Source organism: Chitinophaga sp. 05T412 (assembly GCF_056396465.1).
The window spans coordinates 306,314-328,002 of sequence record NZ_JBFTLN010000009.1; the positions used below are offsets into that span (position 1 = coordinate 306,314).

The following is a 21,689-nucleotide window of genomic DNA, read 5'->3' on the forward strand; positions in this document are numbered from 1 at the left end:
GTCAACCAACAATAGCATGGCTACCAAACATATATTAGTCGTTCCCGGAGATGGAATCGGACAGGAAGTAACCGCCGTGGGCAAACAAGTACTGGATCGCATCGCGGCAAAATTCGGACATACGTTCACCTACGATGAAGCACTGATTGGCCACGTAGCCATTGAAGCTACCGGCAATCCTTTGCCCGATGAATCACTGGAAAAAATGAGGAAATCAGATGCCGTATTGTTTGGCGCCGTAGGCCATCCAAAATACGACAACGATCCTTCTGCCAAAGTAAGACCAGAACAGGGTTTGCTGAGAATGCGCAAAGAACTTGGCCTGTATGCCAACCTGCGTCCCATCAAATTATTCGATGAGCTGTTAGGCGCATCGAGCATTAAACCGGAGATTTTAAAAGGCGCTGACATCCTCTTCTTCCGTGAGCTCACCGGTGATATTTACTTTGGTGAAAAAGGCAGAAAAAATGATGGCGACACTGCCTACGATATCGCGGAATATAGTCGCTATGAAGTAGAACGCATTGCCCGCAAAGCCTTTGACGCTGCCAGAACCCGTAGAAAAAAACTCTGCTCTGTAGATAAAGCCAACGTGATTGAAACTTCCCGCCTCTGGAGAGAGGTAGTACAAAAGGTAGCACTGGAGTATCCGGATGTGGAAGTAGAACATCAATTTGTTGATGCCACTGCTATGCTGCTGATCAAAGACCCGCGTCGCTTTGACGTAGTGGTTACCGCCAACCTGTTTGGTGATATCCTTACCGATGAAGCTTCGCAGATAGCTGGCTCCATGGGTATGCTGGCTTCCGCTTCTGTAGGCGATGGCACCGGTGTATACGAGCCTATTCACGGTTCTGCGCACGATATTACCGGAAAAGGGGTAGCTAATCCGCTGGCGTCTATTTTATCTGCTGCTCTCCTGCTGGATATCTCTTTTGGTATGACAGCAGAATCGGCCGCTGTCATCCAGGCGGTTGACCAGGTACTGAAAGCCGGTTTCCGCACCAGAGATATCGCTGATGCACAAACACCTGCAGATAAGATACTGGGTACAGAAGCCATGGGTGCGGAAGTACTGAAGTTCTTGTAATTGAGCTAAAAGCAGAAAGCGTAAAGCAAAAAGCTATTGCAGCATATGATTAAAGCGTAAAATATCCGCTTAGATGAYTCGCTGCAATAGCTTTTTGCTTTACGCTTTCTGCTTTTAGCTTCCCTGAATAATGGTCTACCGATAATTTACGCAAACACCCCCTATCATTGTCTTAATCCCCCCGCTCTCCTTAATTTTTCCGCCGTAAGTTTGTAGTGTCATCTAAAAACAAACGACTATGAACCCGGAAGTTTCCCAGTATATCGATCAATTGAAGCCCTGGCAAAAAGAAAGCGCCACAGCGCTGCGTAATATGGTGTTTAAAACCATTCCTGACGCTGAAGAACGCATCCAGTATGGTAAGCCTCACTTCACGAAGAATGGACAATATGCCGCGGTTATTTCGGCTGCTAAGGACAAATTATCCTTTATGATTTTTAACGCCACCGAACTGGCAGAAATAAAGGGGTATTTTCAAGCCACTACTGCACCCGACCGCAAAACGGCCACTATTAAAGAAGGACAAACAACTGACTATAAGCAGTTGGCCGATTTTTTAAAGAAAGCCAGTAAATCCATATAAATCTAATAGCTCATGAGAAAAATCGTTTCCTTTATGCACATCAGCCTGGATGGCTTTGTGGGTGGTCCAAACGGAGAAATGGACTGGATCAAAATTGCCCCTGGAATTTTTGATTCCGCAGGCGATCGTACCAAAGAGGCAGACGTGGCACTGTATGGCCGCGTAACCTATGAAATGATGAACGCCTACTGGCCTACCGCAGCAGATCGGCCCGGCGCTTCCAAACATGATATAGAGCACGGCAACTGGTACAACCAGGCACACAAACTGGTGATCTCCAAAAGCATGGCCGGTCAGCAAAAAGATAATACCACCATCGTTAGTGACCACGTGAATCAACAGGTACGCGATTTTAAAAACCAACCTGGTAAAGGTATTGTGATCTTCGGCAGCCCCAGCACCACACAAACCCTGATGCAGGATCACCTGGTAGATGAATTTTGGTTATTTGTGAACCCTATCCTGCTGGGGAATGGTATTCCCTTATTCAAAAATATTAAAGACCGCGTCCCCCTGAAATTAATAGACAGCAAAACGTTCGAGTCGGGTATCGTGTGTTTACACTACGAAACGGTGAAATAGCTAAAAATGGCTATTGTCCCTCCCTTTTCAGAAGTGCTAATTTTGATTGCTGAAAATTGCCTAAATTAGCCTTCTGAACTCACGTTTACCATGACTCCCATCCGTGCTGTACAAACGTCGTTTCTCCATCATCTGCAGGTAGTGCATTATGCAAAGAATGAGATAGATCAGGATCAGGTGTCTCCGCTTATCCAGAAATTTAAACAGCTGGATACGTTTCCTTCCGCCCTGATTCCCGCATTCTATGTCATTGATTATACCAAACAGGATTATATCCTGATGAGTGAAGGCGCCCGGCAAATAGGTCATTATGATCCGAGAGACTTTATGGATGCGGGTCTTAGTATGCTGATGGAGATTTATGATAAAAACGACTTTAAGATATACAATGAAAAGGTATTCGCTGCCAACAGGGATTTCCTGGCAACTGTTCCGCAGGAAACGCATGACCAATATGTGTTTAACTACACCTTTCGGATAAAAAACGGTCATGGTGGTGTTTCACATTTATATCAGCGCGGTTCCTATATTACCTCTCCCGTAACGAAGTTGCCGCTCTATAGCCTGGGCATGGTGATGAACATTACCGGTATATATGACCAGCGAAAAATATTTCATGCCATCGAGAAAGTAAAGCCGGGTGATGCGCTGCTGGGCAGTGAAATTATCCAACAACAATACTTCTTTCCCTATGAAGAAGACACGGTGCTTAGTCGCCGTGAGAAACAAATTGCCGCGCTGATGGCGGAAGGACTTAGTATTAAACAAATCAGCGGCAAACTACGGATTGCTGAAAACACGGTCGCTAATCAACGGAAAAATATGTTACAGAAAACCGGCACCAAAAATATGGCGGAGCTGGTAGCATTTGTGATACGCAATGGCATTATATGAATCAATACATGAAACTACTTTCGTTCGTTCTCGGCTTACTTTCCTTCCAATGCCTGCGGGCGCAGGATCACCGGTCCATTCAATTATTAATGGATGCCAACCGGAGCACTTATTTCACCACTGACCCGGTGATCAGAAAACAGGTAGACAGCGCCTTCAAAATGGCTTCTGCCGTATTGAACTCCGCCGAATTCCAGCAAGCTATCGGCAGTATGACCTTTAATGGCAAAAGCTACTGCAACGGATACACGAAAACACCAGCCGGCACGGTGGACCGCATTCCCGGAAAAATGGTGCTGGATAGCATATTCAGGGAACCTACGGTAACAATGGGATTTGAATTAAAAGAGAAAGATGGTCCGCTGGGTTTAACCGCTCCTGGCGCATATCATACCACTGCCTGGTACGAGTCCATCCAGGATAACATGCCGGCATTCCATTCTTTTGCTTACGCGCTGGCAGCCAGCCTATGCCACGAATACATGCACCAGGTGGGCTTTTGCCATATGTATTGTGTTGGTGGTTGGTTATGCCCTCCTCACAAACGACTCAATGAAAAAAATGGTAAACCTGACCCCAGGTTTATGACAGAAGATGTAACCTATAAAGTAGGCTGGACAGCCTATCACATCCTGATGAACTGGAAAAAGGAGGGCATGAATCCCCTTACCGGAAAGTAATTTTCATCACGTTATACTTCTTCCGCACTGTTTTCTGCTACTGGTACTTCGGGTAGCTTTAGCATGCTTTTGTCATAGCGCCGTTTCAGGTATCGCATCACAAATGGAATAACGGGTAAGAGCGTACGGCCCATACTATGAAAAGGTAACAACAGTCCGACCAGGAACACCAGCCCAAATATCAGCGGTACTGTTAACGCCCTGCGTTGCTGATATTGCACAAACAGCGGATTGTCCAGCCCTTCGCTCAATTGCCGCTGTGGATTACTGATATATCTCCATAATATCGCAATCATCACCCCGGAAAAAATGAGATTCAGCGTGTATATCAGTGAGGGACTAATGAAATTAGAAGTGGCATATTCACTGTCCAGCGCCGTACTGAATGGAAACAATACAATCGACAACAGGAAGAGTAAATTAAGCCATATCAGTCCTGGCGTATAGTTGACCACGTAGCCCATAAGCTGGTGATGCACTGTCCAATACAGACCTATAAAAAAGAAGCTAACAAAGAAGCCCAGGAACCGGGGCGTTAGTTCCAGGTAGGCGTGCATCACTTGCCCGGTAGTATATTCCGGCAACAGATGCGGCACTTTTATTTCAATAATCAATAGTGTGATGGCAATGGCAAATACGGCGTCGCTGAAGAGAATCAGACGTTCCAGCTGAAAGGCGGTTTTGGAATGGGACATAAATAAGCTACGTTAAGAATATTTGGTTGACCACGCAAAAGTACAATTCATTTATCAATATTTCTGCTTATATTTAGTTGTTACTATACTTCGTTTTCACCTCGCAGATAAATACATCGGCCCTTTTACCACTCTTCTTAAAAAAAATACTCCGTAAGTAGTTACATTTACCGCAGGTGTAAATCCATCGCAGTAAATCATCAAACGTCCTATATTCGGCTATAAAATCCCCCTAATGAAAAAGAAATATAGCTGGTTTTTTGCTTTATTAATTTCCGTTACTACTTACATAAATACCACTTATGCACAGGCACCAGCGCCTGTTTATCCTATTAACGGGCGGCTCACCGCAGCAGACGGCGCCCCGGTAAAAGAAGTGATGATACAGCTGCTCCACGCAGCAGATAAAAAGCTGGCTAAAGTGGCGTACCCGGATAGCCTGGGTAACTTTACCTTTGAGCAGATCAAAGCCGGCAACTACCTATTGCTGACGCAAAGCATGTATTTTAGTCCTTATCAGTCGGCGCCATTCACCCATCAGCAAAGTACTTCGTTGGGAAATATTGCACTGCAGACCGCCAGCACGCGGTTGAAAGAAGCTACCGTAACTGCCAACAAGCCCTTTGTACAACAGCAATACGATAAAACGGTGATCAATGTAGCCTCCTCCATTGCCTCTGCTGGTAGCACCGCACTGGAAGTACTGGAAAAATCACCGGGTGTTACCATCGATCAAAATGACAATATTGCGATGCGGGGCCGGCAGGGTGTACTCATTATGATCGACGGCAAACAGGTACCTATGACCGGGCAAGACCTGGCCAACATGCTCCGGAATATGTCGGCCAACCAAATCGAAACCATTGATCTCATTACCAACCCCTCCGCAAAATATGATGCCGCCGGTAACGCCGGTATCATCGATATCAAATTGAAAAAGGGAAAGAAGTCCGGTACTAACGGGAATGTATCCCTCAGCTATGGACAAGGGATGTATCCTAAAATATCACCCTCGTTCAACTTCAATACCAAACATAAAAACCTCAATGTGTTCGGGTCCTATAATTATACCTTCCGCCAGGAGGTAAACGACCTGACCATCTTCCGCCAATTCTATGATGCTGACAACAAATTCACTGGCGCCAACAATTACAATAACTTCTTCAAACACCAATCCAGTAGCCACAACGCCCGCATTGGAGCCGATTATAATATCAGCAAAAATGCCGTTATCGGATTCTCTGCCAATGGCATCTTTGCCAATAACAGCGTGGGTACTAACAGTGTCGCACATACGCTGGATGCACAGCAACAACCGAATGGTTCTTTTATTACCCTGGGCAAAACGCAACCCCAGAGAAATAATAACAGCTTTAACATTAACTACAAACAAACACTGGATACCAGCGGCAGGGAATTGAGCGCTGACGTGGATTATGCCCGATATACCTTTGATGATAACCAATTGTACAATACCCGTTACTACGACGTAAACAGTGTAGAAAACAAAACTCCTTATATCCTTTTTGGAGACCTGACCGGTAACCTGAGCATCCGGGCTTTTAAGATTGACTATACCCAGCCGCTGAAAAATATCGGCGCCAAACTGGAAGCCGGTATCAAAAGCAGTTGGGTAAAGTCTGATAATGATGTACAGTTCTTCGACAGAAGCAATGGTGGCAATAAATTGGATGAAGGGAAGAGCAACCGGTTTATATACCATGAAAATATCAATGCCGCTTATGTCAATGCCTCTAAAAAGTGGCAACATCTCACATTACAGCTGGGATTGAGATTAGAAAATACAAATGCGGATGGTAAACAAGTGGTCAATACCAGCACCTTTAACCGCGACTATACGCAGCTCTTCCCCAGTGGCTATGTGGGTTACGAATTCAATGATCAGCATGACCTGGGCTTATCCATGAGCCGGCGAATAGAAAGGCCTTCCTACCGGCAGCTCAATCCTTTCCGGGTATTCCTGGACCCGTTGACTTCCGCTATGGGCAACCCTTACCTGTTACCGGAAATCACCAATTCCTTTGAGCTCACGCATACCTTCAAACAGGACTATGTGACCAAAATAGGTTATAGCATTACCAGGGATAATATGCTATCTGTTTTAGCGCCGGACGTACAACCCAACACCGTACTTCAAACCGACAGGAACCTTGCCAGGTACGATTACTATAATGCCAGTTTTTCTTTTCCCGTTAATATAGGCAAATGGTTCAACAGTATGAACACGGCGTTGGTGTACTACGGCCGTTATTCCGGCTACCTCGCCAATACCAACCTGGATGCCAGCAGAGTGTCGTTCAATTTTAACTCTGTCAATACCATTATCATTGACGCTGCCACTTCCCTTGAAATCACCGGTGATTATGAAAGCAGGACTTACTACGGCTTCCTGGATGTGGGCAGTTTCTGGTTTATTAATGCCGGTGCGCAAAGGCTGCTGTGGCACAAGAAGGCATCTCTCAAAATAAATGTCAATGATATATTCTTTACCAACAGAACGAATGCCGTTACCCGGTTAACAGGTTATGGAGAAACATTTATACAGAAGAGAGATACCCGTGTGGCCACTATTACCTTCACCTATAAGTTCGGTGGTACTACATCCGGCAATCCGAAGAGAAAAACAGGTGGTGCAGAAGAAGAAAAGCGGAGAGCAGGATAAAAACATATAAATTTATCGCATGAACTTAATCAATGAGCTGAAGGAACTGGGGTTGGCTACCCGATTGAAGCGGCTGAGCGAGCGTTTATCCCAGGACGTTAGCCAGATTTATAAAGAAGCCAACCTGGACATGGAAGCCAAATGGTTTCTGATGTTGGAGTTGCTGACCAGGGAAAAAGTGATGGCGGTAACAGAAATATCGGCGGCATTACAGTTAAGTCATGCCGCCGTTGTTCAATTTGCGGATCAGATGCAGGAAAATAATCTCATTAAAACCACCCCTGATAGTAAGGATGGCCGTAAACGCCTGATTTCACTGACTTCTACCGGAAAGCAAACTTATAAAAAGTTAGGGCCTGTTTTAGCCGTTATCCGGGAAGAAAACAAAAAGTGGCTGGCCGAAGCAAGCGCAGACCTTTTACAGGTGCTCTCAGAACTGGAAAAATCTTTAGACGATCGTAGCATGTACAAACGTATAAAGATTAATCTATTGGAAAATGAGTAGTTAGTGTGGGATGCCCAGTTCATCCAGTACTTTGAAGGCGATCCTGTCGCAACGCACGAGATGAAAGGAAAATACCAGGTCGTTTTTATAATACTCCGATATTTTGCCCCTCAGTATCAGTTTGGCTCTAAGCAGGCGCACTTTGGCATTGACAGGGGAAATATTGAGTACCTGGCTGGTTTCGGCATTGCTAAGCTGCTCTATTTCGCGCATCACAAACACCATCCGGTACTTTTCAGGCACGTGCAACAAAGCTTTTTCCAGGGCAGTACCTAATTCTTTATCAATCACTTTTGCCACCGGATTTTCCTTTACCTCAGCCACTGCTGCTGAATGATGATCCGCCAGTACGGAGATATCTTCCCTCACTACCCGTTGTCTCTTCTTCAAATACTGGTTACACTCGTTGATCATGATCCGCTTTATCCAGGTGCTGAAAGCGGCTTCCTGCCTGAAACTGGCCAGATGCTGGTAAGCATTGATATAGGTGGTTTGCATCACGTCCTCTACATCCGCATCATTGTTTAACATAGACATCCCTAACCGGAACAGACTGGGATTATGCCGGCGCATCAGCGCCTCAAATTGTCGTTTATCTCCCGCCAGGATCTTATTAATAATCTCGTTGTCGTCTTCCGTAGGTAATATTCTGATAGGGTCCATTAGATCTTGTTAGATGATTAATTTAAGAAAAGTTACAAAAAAGATGGAAATTTTTGTAACCCCCACCTTTTTTTTTACTCTAATAGATAGAGGATGCCGTCATCGAGACTAAAAATCATAGTCGGATAGTACCTTCTGACCCGTTATTGTTTATTATTATTAACCGTAAAAGCCTGTGCGTGCCGATGAATAAGACTAAAATATTTAACCTACAGGGCATTAAAATGCCTGAACTGACACACCAACGGATGCAGGAGATGAAACAAACACCCAAAGGAAAACTGATCACTGCCACCCAAATGGATACCTTTCCGAGCTTACTCCAGGTCATGGAATCATCCCTACTCGAGCAACTGGCGCAATACGACGATCTGAGAAACAGCCATGCAGACAGTACCCAAAGAAAGCTATTACTCATCAATATGCTGGAAGATCACCTGTATTGGGAGTTCGCTTATCAGATTATGTTTATGAAGTGGCGGGAGCAAAAAGTGAATCTGGCCTCGTAACCTGTCCTCATAAACAACCTATATTCGGCCTTTCGTCCCTATTACTTATCCCCAAAACGTATGGCCTGTAGCAAGGCGCGCCAGTGACATTATCGGAGCAAACCTATACATTTGCAACCAAATGTAAGCTATGGAGCACTACGGCATCGTCATTTTCATTCTGGCTATTATGATTGTGCTGTCGGCGGTGGCAGATAAAATCAGGCTACCCTACCCGGTACTACTGATTTCTGCCGGTATCGGCATCGGGTTTATCCCCGCCCTCCCCAATATCAGCTTAAATCCCGAAATAGTCTTCCTGCTGTTCCTACCGCCCCTGCTGTACGACGCGGCGTTTAACATCTCCCCGGAAGAATTTAAAACCAACTTCAATACCATTGGTACGCTGGCCATCGGTTTGGTGTTTGTTACCGCCGCAGGAATTGCGATAGCTGCCCATTACCTCATCCCAGGCATAACCTGGCCACTGTCCTTTGTATTAGGCGCCATTCTATCTGCCACGGACGCGGTAGCTGCCATGAGCATTACCAAAGGACTGGGCCTGTCGCATAAAACCATTACCATCCTGGAAGGTGAAAGCCTGATCAACGACGCCTCCGCCCTGGTAACCTACCACTTTGCCATTGCGGCTGCCATGGGTACCGCCTTTGTGTTCTGGAAGGCCTCCCTGGAATTTGTCGTATTAATGGCCGGCGGCATCGCCTTCGGGCTATTGGTGAGCTGGCTGCTGGCACGGATACTTCAACTGATCCATAAAAACGACCTGGTCACCATCAGCTTCATGCTGCTGACGCCGTTCGTTACCTACTCGCTCGCAGAAGCACTGCACGTCTCCGGCGTGATTGCCGTGGTAGTGCTGGGTGTAAAGACCGCCCGGGTAAGCAATAAAGTTTTTCCGGAGAAATTAAAACAACAGTCCAGGTCCATCTGGGATATCATTATCTTCCTGTTGAACGGCCTTATATTTATCCTGATCGGATTACAGTTCCCTTATATTATTAAAAGCATTCCATCCCATATGATACTGCCCTACATTGGCTATGGGTTTATTATTACATTGATAGCGCTGCTACTGCGTACTGGCCGGGTATTTTCCCAGCAACTCAATTTAGATCAGGCATTTAAAAAAGGACGGGGACGCATCACAGAAAATGCCCTGCTCGATTTTAAGAACAGTCTTATTATCAGCTGGTCCGGCATGCGGGGCATTGTTTCCCTGGCCATTGCTATTGGCTTACCCCTGACACTGGGGCCTAACGGCGACTTTCCAGAACGTAATCCGATTATATTTATTTCTGTGGTAGTGGTACTGATTACCCTGATTGGACAAGGTATTTCCCTGCCCTGGATTGTGAAGCTGGTGAAACTACCGCCGGCCCAAAAAGCCCATCATTAATTTTTTTTCGGGAGATGATATAGGCGTGCCCGTAATATCTGCTACGGATCGCTCCACTGATGTTATAGAAAAGAAAAGGCCGCAGATAAAACATCCACGGCCAGTTTTGGGGGTTACAAAGCAACGTCACACTATGTTACTTTCTTCCATCAGGATTACGCTTGTTACTGGCAAATAAAATTACTGCCAGTAGTAATGCCATCATCATTACGTATAGGCGTTGCTGATATTCCATTATTTTCTCTTTTGATGTTGTAAAAGTATATCGGGGAAAGATGGGAAAAAAGCGGGATCGACAAACAGCTACGGTCCGGGGATGAATAACAACGGGTAGGGCTATATGCAGTTGGTGGGTAAAATGATACGGTTGGTCGCTATAAGTGCAGCGGGACAGCGCCGCCTTATTTTAAATAGGAAATTTTATGGATTAGGCGGATCTTTATCAGACTAATACCATACCTATGTTAATGGGATCTCTGACAACCTTAATCATGAGCTATAGTGGCGCTACTATATTATTCTTACTCATCTTGTGGTGCTACCGGCCATTCCGGGAGATAAAAAACAGCTACCTGTCTATTTCTAACCTGATAGCCATGGTGTTAGGCATTCTGCTAACGGTCGAGATTATACGAAATTACATCATCAATGCCCTAAAATATGCCGACTACACCTATTTACAATATTCACTCCGGTATTTGATTATTGCTATATTTTGTACCGGTGTGCTTCCACTGTTTTTTCTTTCTCCCAGGCTTCGGACGAACGTTATATTTACGTTGATAGTGGTCATTCTGCTGCCATTCAGCAGCCTTTATGAGCTATTCAATATTATTATCACCAATTACTTCCGCGACTACCTCCCCTCCAGCTGGGCCTATTACCGCAGTTCTTACCTGGAAATAATCTGCTGGCCGTTGGGTTATTTCCTGGTGGTACTTTTACTAGCCCGCATAAAAAGGGCTATCCCCAAAAAGGGATAGCCGATGTTTATGATTGAATCCGTCTGTATGGCATTTTAGGGTAACCAGACTACCTTCACAGTTTCCACTCTCCCACCTCTGATCACGCGAAGGAAATAAGTTCCTGGTTGAATGTTTCCTTTATTCAGCGTCACCCGATGGATGCCCGGTTGAAGTATGGACAGGTCTTGCCGCCGTACCAGGCTACCAGAGCTGTTCCAGAGCTCCAGTCGTACCGGGCATTTCACCAGCTGCTGCAGTTGTACCGTTACCGTTTCCATAGCAGGGTTGGGATATACACTCACCGCAGTTGACTTCAAAGTCGTTTTTTCTGGTACCAGTGCAGGCGCTGCCCCCCTTGCCAAACTGCCACAGGCAAAGGTACTGCCGCAGCCTGCCGGATTATATGCACTATCGCCCAACGTAGACGTTACGTCCAGGCAGGTGTTGCTGACATACTGATGGAACGTGGAATAGTACACATCTCCAATACCATCTCCTCCGCCATTGTTGGTGGTAGTGGTATCTTTAATAAAGAGCACATTACAAGGGTTGTTATGCAGGGTATGATAAATATTATTTCGGAAGATGAGGTTAGATTGTGCAAACAAAAATGCGGTCATAATATCGGAGTCAATATTCACCTCATTCTCTTCAAACGTAATATAGCGGGCCCTGTTCAGTATTATTTCCGCCCAACGCTGGGAGGCGCTGTCGATGCCATACATAAAGTTGGCCTTCCGGCGCAATGCCGGTGAAATGAAATAGTTATGCTGAATAGTATTCCATTTCACGACTGTACTATCTACCCAGGAAGTAGGGTTATTGCTGCCAATGAAGATACCCGCGCCCAGGTTGTTATGCAGCGTATTACTTCTCACCATATGACCGGCGCCTTTACTGGCGTTTTGTTCATTACCAATGGAAATACCTACGCCATTGTTATAGCAGTCGTTATTTTCTACGGTGATATTCCGGGAACCATCGAGATAAATACCTGCAGAAATAGCAATGGGCGACAAGCACCGGAATACTTCATTGCCTTTAATGAGTCCGTTACGGGATTGATTATTGGTTATAGTTAAGCCTGGATAGCTGTTCAATACCCATTGGTAGTTACCTGCCGCCACAATACCGATGTTGGCAATATCATGGATATAGTTGTTGCTGATGGTAAATGTATCCACGTTAGCGTTCACCGTGATGGCTTCTGTAAAGCCTGGTACGATATCATATATCACGTTACTGTCGATCACGATATCGTGCTGGGGCGAGTTTCCGCTGCCCAATACGGTGATGGCGCCCAGGTTATCATTTGGCTGCGGGTATTTCGCTTTGGTGGTATCGCGGGTCCATTTCATATCATACAGGGTATCCTGTTTAATGAGAACATGTGCACTGTTGCCCATGATAGCGATGCCATACCGTACATCTTTTTGTACCACCCCATTAACAACGGTCGTCAGCGTAGAGTCGTTGGTAACATTGCGCAGGCGTAATCCCTGTATGGATACGTATTTGGCGCTGTCTATCCCAAAGATGGCAGAGAATCGGGCAGTGAGTAATCCACCATCCAATATGGCTGATTCGCCGGGGTAATTGCGGATGTTGGTCCAGCGGCCATTTTTACCACGATTGCTGCCAATATAAACCAAAACGGTGGGCTGATATACGCCCCCCCGGAGATAAATATTGACGGTGGTATCTACCAGCCGTGGGGGGATATAAGCGAAATCGTAACCTGCCCTGTTCACGGCGGCATTCAGCGTTTTCCAGGGTTTGGCTTTCGACCCGTCACCGGTGTCATCGCTACCGGTGGTGCTCACATAAAAATCGGAACGTGGACGCGGGCGGATAATATTAGTAGTCAGTGTATGCGTTTCCGTTACGGTGCCCACGCCGGCAGCTTTGTTCACCAGGTTGGCGGAATAGCCGGGCGCAATGGTTTTAAACTGATTACTATCCAGCGTCACACCGGAAGGAAAAGTAGTAGTACCGCTGATCATGACCGGATAAATATTCTTATCGGCAGATGTAGGATAAGGTGCTTCCATCAGATCATTGGTCCATAACATATTGCTGAATGTACAATTCCGGATATCGATGTTAGTGCTGTTACCCAGTATATACAAACCAAACCCGGTAATACTTTTCAGGTTAGTGAAGGTAAGCCCATCCAGGCGTATATAGCTGGCGTCTGAGATACTGGCCATGGCTGACCAGTCGGTGGTGAGGCCGCTGCCATCAAAAGTCACCTGCTCACCAGGGTAGGCTTTAATGACGAAATACTTACCTGGTGTACCGTTTTTGCCGCTACCAATATAGAGCACCGTGTCTTTGTTGAAGTGGTAGGTACCTTGTCGAAGGAACACCACTACATCCTGCGTTGAGGGCGCCGGCGCGCCAAACAAGGCAGACGCCAGGCTATTCCAGGGATTACCGATGCTGCCATCTCCATTGGTGGCTTTGTTGTTGTCTACATAATATCGTTGTGCAGTGGTAGACTGGCTATATCCCAGCAAACCTGCAACGAAAATGAGGTGGAGTAAAAGTGTTTTCATGGATTTTATTTTGAGAAAAGTATTGGTTCAAATTATAGTACATCGAGGTTAATGGGGATGCCGCCAATTTTTTTATTATTGGGAATATGGCCAATTTCTGACCAGCCCTTATCGTATATCGTGAGTCCGATGGCGACTTGTTTATTGAATAATCCGGATAATACGCTTCGCTTCAGCGCCAGTTCGTACTTAAACACCCCTCCTCCGCTGACGGATGCGCCCATGATATAAAACGGCGGTATATTCAGCGAATTCCAGCTCCAGCCTGCATGCGCGGTGCCACCAGTAAAATTAAAAGCGCCCCACCAGCTACCAGTGCCACCCAGCATAGGCTGCCCTTCCAGGTAGAGATCTGCTCCCATGGCCGGATACATCACATGGTAAAAACCAGTCGCGCTGTCTTTCTTAGGATCACCGGTATGGTCTGTATCTATAAAAAGTCCGAGGATGGTAGAGTCGGTGATGCTGCCTTGTTGTTCTACATACAGATAGATGTTGGCGCCATCGTAATCCCATTTGATTTTCTTCACCACATCAGCAGTGGGGTTCACGAATTCATTGGTGACACCGTCCCAGTCGGCCAGGCTATTGTCATCCAGCAGTACCGGCGATTTTTTATCGATGATCAGCACGGTAGATGCTTCTGTTTTTTTGCCATCGGCGGCCGTCGCATATAAGGTAATCACGTAGCGTCCTTTGGCAGGATAGGTATGTACCGGGTCTTTATCCGCCGTGTTGCTGCCATCGCCGAAATCCCAGCTATAAGTGGTAGCGAGGGTAGAGAGATTTTTGAAAGACACGATTTTGCCATCTACCGCGTACGAGAAAAATGCTTCAAAGCCCTTGTCGGGATTGGATTTATCTTTCTTACAGGCGGTGATTACCAACACCCCGCAGATCAGGGAAAATATTTTATTCAGAGAGCTACTTGCGTTCATTTGACAAATTTTAGATGACTAACGAATACACCTACACGAAAAATACGATCAGGGATTTTGCTTACAGGCTGAATTAGCCAGTATTTCATCTACCGGTATATAAAAAATAGTTTTAGGATCATTCCAGTTAATGGTAATATTGGGATAACCGGTAGGTGGCACCGCCAGGTTCACATCTGTTTCCTGTAAGCCAGGCAAATGATAGCCCCAATAATCGCGCACCATGTTCAACTTATTCCGGTATACATCAAAGGTGCGGTGTCCTTCAAAAGCCAATTCTATTCTTCTTTCCTGCAATACGGTTTCCAGCAGACTTTTATTACGGGGCACCTGTCCGTTATACAGTGCTCCTTCTAATCCACGATGTTTACGAATTTCATCTACATCCGCCAGCGCGCCAGCTACATTGCCTTTGATGGCATAGGCTTCTGCGCGGTTCAGGTATACTTCCGCCAAACGCAGCATCACGGGCGAACTTAAATTCGGGTCTCCATCCTGGAAAGAAAACTTGGTGATATAATAAATTTCGATGCCGTTCTTTTTAGCTACTACACCGGTAGTGGGATCTTTCTGTGGTAAAATATAAGACCACCTTACATCTTCGGGATGCTCGCTCATTACTTTACGAATGGAAGGCGATGCAAACTCCTCACCCCAGCCGGAGTTGCCATCAGAATAGATCATAGAAGCCACGGAGCCTTCTTTGCCCCGGCTGTCGACCTTCGTTTGTGCAATCAGAAAAATACTTTCGGAAGAGGCAATCGCTTTCTGGAAATAAGTTTTAAATCCTTCTGCTGATTCCAGTTTAAAACGACCGGCGTTAATAACGGCATTAGCGGCAGTAATGGCATTATCCGCATCGTTCATATACAGGTATATGCGCGATAAATACCCCAGCGCCGCTTCTTTGGAGGCGTATTGACTGCCCCTTGGCTGATCCATCAGGGAGGCGGCTTTCTTCAGATCGTCTATTACAAAATTGTAGGAATCTTTAACGGACGCACGCGGCGCCACTGCATCATCGGTGGTCGTACGGCGAAGAATGATGCCCGGGCCATCGGGGGCCTGTGTATACGGTCTGGCAAATACACGCAGCAGATTGAAATGCAGGAACGCGCGTAAGAAATAGGCTTCGCCAATCAACTGTTTTACTGCGCCGGAAGGATTGGGGATCTTCTCTCCCAGTTCAATCACGGTATTGGCGCCGTTGATAATTTTATAAGAGATGTACCAGAAAAAACGGATGTTCGACTGGTCAGGTGAATGCGTGTAAGTAAAACTATAGAACAAGGGATGCTCAGTTACCTGTCCACATACGATATCGTCGCCGGCGTAGTCACTGAACTGATAATATTGCCACAGGTAGTTTTGCCCCGGGTCAATAAAGCCATTAAACATCACATTATTCTTCAGCAGGGCATAGCAGCCATTCATCACATTAGGCAGTCCATCGGGCGTGCCTGCCACGTTCTCCGTATTCAGGGCATCCGTAGGCAGCACATTGAGGTTACAAGCCGGCGCCAGGCAAATCAAGCAAAGAAAAAGCAGCAACCATTTTTTTATGATCATGGTAGTGGAATTGTCTGTTAAAAATTAATTTCTACGGAGCCTAAATATTGTCTGTTGGCCGGGTACCTGAAGTCCGCTACGCCGGGCATGGAGAAGTCGGCGCGATTCACGGTTACTTCCGGATCTTGTCCCCAGAACTTCGTCCAGGTATAGAGGTTGTCGCCGCTGAGTGCCAGGCGCAATCCCTGCAGGTGCAACCGTTGTACGATGTGCATTGGCACGTCATAGCTCAGGCTGATGTTTCTCAGCTTAATGAAGCTGCCGTCTTCCTGATAGCGGCTGGAGATCTCGGTAGATAATGCTGCTTTCTGCATACTGGGATGCGTGGCGATGTCGCCGGGTTTGGTCCACCGCGACCAATCACTTTTCGGCAACATTTGGTTGTAGTATGGCTCGTGACCGTCTACATCCATAAAGCGACGGATAAAGTTCATGATCTGCGCGCCTTGTGAGTAGGCGAAGCTAGCAGAAAGACTAATTCCTTTCCAGGAAACGCTGGTGCCAAATCCACCCTGGAAGCGGGGCAACGCATGACCTGTTTCCTGGCTTCCTGCCTGGCCATAATCGGACGTAGCCGAACGTTTGATGATATTGCCGGCATTGTCTTTTGTAACCTGTTCCCAGAGTGGACGCCCTGTGGCAGGGTCCACGCCCAGCCATTTGGGGATATTGAAGGTATACAGCTCTCCCCCATCTCTATAAATCTGTGTAATACCGTTAATCGTTTGGTATACTGGTTTGCCGATTCCTGCCAGTTCATTTTTGTTCATTCCAAAGGTTACGTCCATGGTCCATTGGAAATTTTTCGTTTTTACGTTAACGGTAGAGAGGGTAATTTCCAGCCCTTTATTTCTCAGCTGGCCTACATTTTCCCAGCGGGATTCAAAGCCTACTGATAGTGGCTGTGATACCTGCAGGAGTAAGTCTTTCGTGACATTACTGTATACATCTACATTCAGCGTTACCCGATTCCATAAACCGAGGTCCAGGCCCAGGTTGCGCTGGTGTGTTTTTTCCCAGGTCAGATTTTGGTTGGGCAGCTGATCCGGAATGGCGGCTGCCTGTGAATTATATTGTGCACTCAGTGAAAACAGTCCCAGGTATTTATAGGCGCCAATATCTTGCATACCTGTAATACCATAGGTAGCTCTCAGTTTCAACAGATTGAGCCAGGGGTTGCCTTTTAAAAATGCTTCGTTAGAAGCCAGCCAGGATACGCCTACTGCGGGGAATTGCGCATAGCGGTGTGTAGGTGGAAAAGCGGACGTACCATCAACGCGGTAAGAAGCGGTGAGGAAGTATTTCTCTGCGTAGTTGTAATTTACCTGAGAAATAAGTGACTGCATCACGGAATGATTTCTTACCCCGCGCAGCTGTTGTTCACTGGAGATGACAGCCGGTACATCGAATCCTACCGGCAAACCTTTTCCCTGTCCTCCCAGTAACTCGTCCCAGTTGCCCTGAAATTCGGCGCCCGCCAGGCCACTGATGGAATGCAGGCCCTTGCTGAAGGAGAATTTAAACAGGTTGGTAGAAATGCCGCTGTAGTATAGCGAAGAGGATTCGTCGAGGAAACCTTTGCCATGATAGGAGCCGGCCACCAAAGGCGAAAAGAAGCTATGTGATTTGTTGGTGCCCACGCCTACCCGGTTGGAGCTGGTAAACGTAAGCCAGTCGGTGAGTTTGATGTTACCGATGAAATCGTAGTTGATGTTAAAGTCTTTGGTGCTATGGTCGGAATTGGCCAGGGTATGCAGGGGATTAATTTTATCCCTGGACCACCAGCCTTTCGTATTGGCGTCTACGTATCTGGGCTGCCCCGTAGAGTCGTAAGGGTTATCCCAGGGCACGGAGAGATAAGCATAGAACAGGTCCATGTAGTCGTACGTTTTCCCTGTTGAAGCGCTGATATTGATATTATTGGAAACGGATACCCGTTTAGAGAATTCATAGGTGGTGTTAGTACGGAGGTTAACGCGTTGAAAGCCGGTGTTCTTAAACGTTCCGGCTTCATTGTAGTAGGAACCGCCGAGGTAATAGGTAAACTTATCTGTTTTGCCGCTGGCAGAAAGATAATAGTTCTGTACCAGCGCGGAATGAAAGGCGTTGTCTACCCAGTTGAAATTGCGATCGGCCAGTTCGCGGGGACGTTCGCTATAAAACTTCAGGATATCTATTTTGCCGGATAAGGTATCGCGGTAGAGTTCTTTGGAGGCATTAAAAAAATCGCTGCCACTCATCATATTCAGATGCCCTTTATTAGGCGTTCTGCGGCCCAGTGTGGCCTTAAAATCGAAGCGCGGGGCACCAGACTTACCTTTCTTCGTTGTGATAATAATAACGCCGCCATTGGCCTGGGAGCCATACATACCGGTAGCGCCGGCATCTTTCAATACCGTAACAGCCGCCACATCGCCGGGGTCATAGTTGCCGCCGATGATACCATCTACTACCACCAGTGGACCTTTCGGAGCGCTGAGGGAGGCGATACCACGGATACGGATATCCGGCTGACTACCCGGTGCGCCGGAGCTGTTCACTACCTGTACCCCAGCCACTTTTCCCTGTAGCATGGTACCTACGTCGTTGGCGGTAACATCTTTCAAACGTTTACCAGACAACACGCTTACGGCACTGGTGATTTCCGTTCTTTTTTTATCATCATATCCCATGACTACTACTTCGTTGATGTCAGTTAAGGCAGCAACAAGCTTCACATTTATGTCGGTATGATTGCCGATCACGCGGGACACCGGTAAGTATCCCATCATCCTGAATAACAAGGTATCCTGTGCGCTACCGGCAGTAATGCTGTAAGTACCGTTGGCAGCACTTACCACGCCGGTGCTTTGTCCTTTTACTACAATACTTACCCCTGGAATACCCTGGCCATCTGTGCCAGAGACCTTACCTTTTATCAACACCTGCGCATGGCTCAGGGAGGCGCAGCACAACAGGCAAACTATCAGTGAGAGAAATACGTGAAGGCTTTTAAAGCTCATTTTCATACAGGTACGTTTTCTGTTGTTTTCGTAATGATTGATACGTTGGTTGATAGCGCGGGATGGATGAAGGTTGATGTTAGGCTAATGTAGTACATCCCATTCCTTAAAAAATCCTCAATCGTTTGACTTGGTTTTGCGCAGGCCCGTTATAATTTTAAAAACGCCTGGTGTTTGTATAACCACCAGCATATATACCACTCTGCTACCAGCGTGGCCAGTGCGGTAACAACCAGTTGCATTTTTTCCGGCACCTGCATCCAGCCCATTACACCATTGGTGAATACACCAACGGCGCCGTTAAACCATTGCCCGCCGACGGTTTCAAAAAAGAGATAAATAAAGAGCGCATTCATGCCTACGACAACGGCGATCCAGGCTTTGCTGTTGTATTGGCGGATATCTGCCAGCCAATACACCAATGCCAGTAGGAGAAATACCCAGCCACCGGACGCCAGTACAAAGGAGCTGGTACTAATTCGTTTAATGATCGGCGTTATAGCTGCTGCGTCGAGAACAAGGCCAATCGTCAAGCCTGTGATGCCTGTCAGCAGCAGCGTAACTACCTTTTGCTTTTGTGAATACTTACTAACCAAAATTTTTCCTGCCAGCACGCCCCAGATGGTATGTGCTGCAGTGGGGATACAATTAATGGCTACCCAGCCATCAGGATTGAGTTTGCCCATCAGCACCATGTCCATCCACGCGCCGAAATTGTGGTGCTCTGCAAAGGGCTGGTCAAAGCCGGGCATCAATACGGTACGATACAATACTTCTGTCAGGATCAGCAGTATAACGGTAACGGTTATCTGAAAAACATAAGAGCGGCGGATAATCAGATAGGCCAGCAAAGTAGTAAACGACAACTGCGTCAATACATTCCACAGCTCCCACACCATCCGGCCCGCCTGTATACAGTACAACCCGGTGCCACAAAGAAATAGTTTAAAGCAACGGATCGCGATATGCCTGAAATGCTGCTCCCAGGTTTCCCCTTTGCGGGCGCGGTAGTAATAAGATAAATACATGGCCGTGCCGGCAATCGTCATAAATGCAGGCTGCACCAGATCCCAGGCATGCAGGCCATGCCAGGGGTGGTGAAAAAACTGCCGGATCAGGCTATGCCAGAATGCCGGCAGCGATAAATCAGAGAGAGAATCAAAGAGCCGGCAGCTTTCAGCAGCCAGTAAAATCATAATGCCTCCCCGCATTACATCCAGCGACAACAGGCGGTTAGCGGCACTGCCGGTAATATTTTTTTCGGAAGATGTCATACAAAATGTGGTTTGCGGGTAAGCGTTCTATTTCCAGGCGTCGTGAATAAACCGAAGCCAGTTTTTGTGAAAAATATTCTCGATGTCGTTTTGTTCGTACCCCCGTTTCCGTAGTAGCTGCTCCAACTTCGGCAAATCAGCGATGGTATCAATATCCCAGGGGCTTTGTTCCTGTCCGAACATGCCATCGAGGTCGCTGCCAATGGCAATGTGGCGGCTATTCCCCGCCAGCTGGCAGATATGGTCGTAGTGGTCTGCCAGTTTATCGAGGGTGATGTTTTCCTTTCGCGGATCAGAGATACCGCGTACCCAACCAGTGGTAAGCATCCACGCATCCAGTACGCCACCAATCACGGAGCCTCTTTCTATGAGCATACGGATCTGATCATCTGTCAGCTGCCGCTGATGTGGTACCAGCGCGCGGCAATTATGGTGACTGGCCCATATTGGTCCTTTATATAAGTCGAGTGCCTGCGTAAATCCTTCGTCCGTAAGGTGAGTGACGTCAAGGATCATGTTCAGCGCATCCATCTCTCTTAATAATTCTATACCGGCGGGCGTTAATACCCCTTCCATTCCTGTACCAGGCGCGTATCTTCCCGGACCGTAATGTGCAGGGCCCAGTGCCCTTAATCCGTAGCGGTAAGCTTTTTCGAGGTAGGAAATATTGATCAGCGAGTCAGCTCCTTCCAGGCTCAGGATAAAGCCAACAGGCTTTTCTGCATCGGCTATAGATTCATCATCCCACATCTGCAGATGCCTGGTCAGTGTATCCATGTTCGTTATCTGGTTCATCTCCCCTGCGGCTACCATGGCACGGTACCAGGCCAGCTGTCCCTGTGTTTGTGCCCACGCCTGCTCCGGCGAATGCCATCCTGGCAACGTGCTACCTGGCGCCACGTAACGGGCAATCTGTGTGGCGACTACCAGACCTACTTTTCCAGCCCGTAAGGCCGGCAGCGATACAACTCCTTTACCCCGGTCCAGTTTATCGGTCATGCCGGCTTCCCTGTCCCGTATTTCGCTTACCGGCATTTTCAGGTCCCTGTTCCACTCTAAGGCATTCATGGCGAGGTCCAGGTGTGCATCTATCATTAACATGT

18 protein-coding genes are annotated in these 21,689 nt (G+C 47.0%); 10 read left to right on the forward strand and 8 right to left on the reverse strand.

From position 1 onward, the window contains the following. Positions 1 to 16 precede the first annotated feature (16 nt). The 5 genes from leuB to AC1DFM_RS21210 all read left to right on the forward strand — a co-directional run bounded on the left by leuB (position 17) and on the right by AC1DFM_RS21210 (position 3,829). Positions 17 to 1,090, forward strand: a complete 1,074-nt coding sequence (leuB, locus tag AC1DFM_RS21190; protein ID WP_477078754.1) for a 3-isopropylmalate dehydrogenase — start codon at positions 17 to 19, stop codon at positions 1,088 to 1,090. Between the two features lie 238 nt (positions 1,091 to 1,328). Continuing rightward, a complete protein-coding gene (locus AC1DFM_RS21195; RefSeq protein WP_477078755.1) occupies positions 1,329 to 1,673 on the forward strand; it encodes a DUF1801 domain-containing protein in 345 nt (114 codons plus the stop codon). A gap of 12 nt (positions 1,674 to 1,685) precedes the next feature. Then, a complete protein-coding gene (locus tag AC1DFM_RS21200; protein ID WP_477078756.1) occupies positions 1,686 to 2,255 on the forward strand; it encodes a dihydrofolate reductase family protein in 570 nt (189 codons plus the stop codon). A gap of 90 nt (positions 2,256 to 2,345) precedes the next feature. After that, on the forward strand, positions 2,346 to 3,149 hold the full coding sequence (locus tag AC1DFM_RS21205; protein WP_477078757.1) for a response regulator transcription factor: 804 nt from the start codon (positions 2,346 to 2,348) through the stop codon (positions 3,147 to 3,149). An 8-nt stretch (positions 3,150 to 3,157) separates the two neighbouring features. Beyond that, on the forward strand, positions 3,158 to 3,829 hold the full coding sequence (locus AC1DFM_RS21210; protein ID WP_477078758.1) for a hypothetical protein: 672 nt from the start codon (positions 3,158 to 3,160) through the stop codon (positions 3,827 to 3,829). Between the two features lie 11 nt (positions 3,830 to 3,840). Here the strand turns inward: AC1DFM_RS21210 and AC1DFM_RS21215 are convergent, their stop codons facing one another. After that, on the reverse strand, positions 3,841 to 4,524 hold the full coding sequence (locus AC1DFM_RS21215; protein ID WP_477078759.1) for a TMEM175 family protein: 684 nt from the start codon (positions 4,522 to 4,524) through the stop codon (positions 3,841 to 3,843). 235 nt (positions 4,525 to 4,759) lie between these two features. Here AC1DFM_RS21215 and AC1DFM_RS21220 point away from each other — a divergent pair, with 235 nt between their 5' ends. Next, entirely contained in the window at positions 4,760 to 7,207 is a 2,448-nt protein-coding gene (locus AC1DFM_RS21220) for an outer membrane beta-barrel protein (RefSeq protein WP_477078760.1), read from the forward strand. 19 nt (positions 7,208 to 7,226) lie between these two features. Next, complete coding sequence (locus AC1DFM_RS21225; RefSeq protein ID WP_477078761.1) at positions 7,227 to 7,712, forward strand: MarR family winged helix-turn-helix transcriptional regulator; 486 nt, start codon at positions 7,227 to 7,229, stop codon at positions 7,710 to 7,712. On the opposite strand, the gene AC1DFM_RS21230 is transcribed toward AC1DFM_RS21225, so the two are convergent. Then, the gene (locus AC1DFM_RS21230; protein WP_477078762.1) at positions 7,713 to 8,375 is read right to left on the reverse strand and encodes a sigma-70 family RNA polymerase sigma factor; all 663 of its coding nucleotides are present in this window, start codon (positions 8,373 to 8,375) and stop codon (positions 7,713 to 7,715) included. Positions 8,376 to 8,560: 185 nt separating this feature from the next. Here AC1DFM_RS21230 and AC1DFM_RS21235 point away from each other — a divergent pair, with 185 nt between their 5' ends. The 3 genes from AC1DFM_RS21235 (at position 8,561) to AC1DFM_RS21245 (ending at position 11,263) form a co-directional block, all read left to right on the forward strand. Continuing rightward, complete coding sequence (locus AC1DFM_RS21235) at positions 8,561 to 8,884, forward strand: hypothetical protein (RefSeq protein WP_477078763.1); 324 nt, start codon at positions 8,561 to 8,563, stop codon at positions 8,882 to 8,884. Between the two features lie 130 nt (positions 8,885 to 9,014). Then, positions 9,015 to 10,280: a Na+/H+ antiporter gene (locus AC1DFM_RS21240; RefSeq protein WP_477078764.1), complete on the forward strand. Its 1,266-nt coding sequence runs from the start codon at positions 9,015 to 9,017 to the stop codon at positions 10,278 to 10,280. A 461-nt stretch (positions 10,281 to 10,741) separates the two neighbouring features. Next, positions 10,742 to 11,263 (forward strand): hypothetical protein, encoded by a 522-nt coding sequence (locus AC1DFM_RS21245; protein WP_477078765.1) that lies wholly within the window; start codon positions 10,742 to 10,744, stop codon positions 11,261 to 11,263. Between the two features lie 35 nt (positions 11,264 to 11,298). On the opposite strand, the gene AC1DFM_RS21250 is transcribed toward AC1DFM_RS21245, so the two are convergent. The 6 genes from AC1DFM_RS21250 to AC1DFM_RS21275 form a co-directional block, all read right to left on the reverse strand. Continuing rightward, positions 11,299 to 13,803: a right-handed parallel beta-helix repeat-containing protein gene (locus AC1DFM_RS21250; protein ID WP_477078766.1), complete on the reverse strand. Its 2,505-nt coding sequence runs from the start codon at positions 13,801 to 13,803 to the stop codon at positions 11,299 to 11,301. 32 nt (positions 13,804 to 13,835) lie between these two features. Continuing rightward, complete coding sequence (locus AC1DFM_RS21255) at positions 13,836 to 14,741, reverse strand: PKD domain-containing protein (RefSeq protein WP_477078767.1); 906 nt, start codon at positions 14,739 to 14,741, stop codon at positions 13,836 to 13,838. A gap of 48 nt (positions 14,742 to 14,789) precedes the next feature. Then, positions 14,790 to 16,310: a RagB/SusD family nutrient uptake outer membrane protein gene (locus tag AC1DFM_RS21260; RefSeq protein WP_477078768.1), complete on the reverse strand. Its 1,521-nt coding sequence runs from the start codon at positions 16,308 to 16,310 to the stop codon at positions 14,790 to 14,792. Between the two features lie 17 nt (positions 16,311 to 16,327). Further along, positions 16,328 to 19,318 carry a SusC/RagA family TonB-linked outer membrane protein gene (locus AC1DFM_RS21265; protein WP_477078769.1) on the reverse strand — a complete coding sequence of 997 codons (2,991 nt, stop codon included), beginning with the start codon at positions 19,316 to 19,318 and terminating at the stop codon, positions 16,328 to 16,330. A 143-nt stretch (positions 19,319 to 19,461) separates the two neighbouring features. Beyond that, a complete protein-coding gene (locus AC1DFM_RS21270) occupies positions 19,462 to 20,586 on the reverse strand; it encodes an acyltransferase family protein (protein WP_477078770.1) in 1,125 nt (374 codons plus the stop codon). A 27-nt stretch (positions 20,587 to 20,613) separates the two neighbouring features. Next, the gene (locus AC1DFM_RS21275) at positions 20,614 to 21,687 is read right to left on the reverse strand and encodes a dipeptidase (protein ID WP_477078771.1); all 1,074 of its coding nucleotides are present in this window, start codon (positions 21,685 to 21,687) and stop codon (positions 20,614 to 20,616) included. Between the last annotated feature and the right edge of the window lie 2 nt (positions 21,688 to 21,689).

Coding starts and splice junctions, on each gene's coding strand:
- leuB (WP_477078754.1), top strand. CDS start 17: ATGGCTACCAAACATATATTAGTCGTTCCCGGAGATGGAATCGGACAG.
- AC1DFM_RS21195 (WP_477078755.1), top strand. CDS start 1,329: ATGAACCCGGAAGTTTCCCAGTATATCGATCAATTGAAGCCCTGGCAA.
- AC1DFM_RS21200 (WP_477078756.1), top strand. CDS start 1,686: ATGAGAAAAATCGTTTCCTTTATGCACATCAGCCTGGATGGCTTTGTG.
- AC1DFM_RS21205 (WP_477078757.1), top strand. CDS start 2,346: ATGACTCCCATCCGTGCTGTACAAACGTCGTTTCTCCATCATCTGCAG.
- AC1DFM_RS21210 (WP_477078758.1), top strand. CDS start 3,158: ATGAAACTACTTTCGTTCGTTCTCGGCTTACTTTCCTTCCAATGCCTG.
- AC1DFM_RS21215 (WP_477078759.1), bottom strand. CDS start 4,524: ATGTCCCATTCCAAAACCGCCTTTCAGCTGGAACGTCTGATTCTCTTC.
- AC1DFM_RS21220 (WP_477078760.1), top strand. CDS start 4,760: ATGAAAAAGAAATATAGCTGGTTTTTTGCTTTATTAATTTCCGTTACT.
- AC1DFM_RS21225 (WP_477078761.1), top strand. CDS start 7,227: ATGAACTTAATCAATGAGCTGAAGGAACTGGGGTTGGCTACCCGATTG.
- AC1DFM_RS21230 (WP_477078762.1), bottom strand. CDS start 8,375: ATGGACCCTATCAGAATATTACCTACGGAAGACGACAACGAGATTATT.
- AC1DFM_RS21235 (WP_477078763.1), top strand. CDS start 8,561: ATGAATAAGACTAAAATATTTAACCTACAGGGCATTAAAATGCCTGAA.
- AC1DFM_RS21240 (WP_477078764.1), top strand. CDS start 9,015: ATGGAGCACTACGGCATCGTCATTTTCATTCTGGCTATTATGATTGTG.
- AC1DFM_RS21245 (WP_477078765.1), top strand. CDS start 10,742: ATGTTAATGGGATCTCTGACAACCTTAATCATGAGCTATAGTGGCGCT.
- AC1DFM_RS21250 (WP_477078766.1), bottom strand. CDS start 13,803: ATGAAAACACTTTTACTCCACCTCATTTTCGTTGCAGGTTTGCTGGGA.
- AC1DFM_RS21255 (WP_477078767.1), bottom strand. CDS start 14,741: ATGAACGCAAGTAGCTCTCTGAATAAAATATTTTCCCTGATCTGCGGG.
- AC1DFM_RS21260 (WP_477078768.1), bottom strand. CDS start 16,310: ATGATCATAAAAAAATGGTTGCTGCTTTTTCTTTGCTTGATTTGCCTG.
- AC1DFM_RS21265 (WP_477078769.1), bottom strand. CDS start 19,318: ATGAAAATGAGCTTTAAAAGCCTTCACGTATTTCTCTCACTGATAGTT.
- AC1DFM_RS21270 (WP_477078770.1), bottom strand. CDS start 20,586: ATGACATCTTCCGAAAAAAATATTACCGGCAGTGCCGCTAACCGCCTG.
- AC1DFM_RS21275 (WP_477078771.1), bottom strand. CDS start 21,687: ATGTTAATGATAGATGCACACCTGGACCTCGCCATGAATGCCTTAGAG.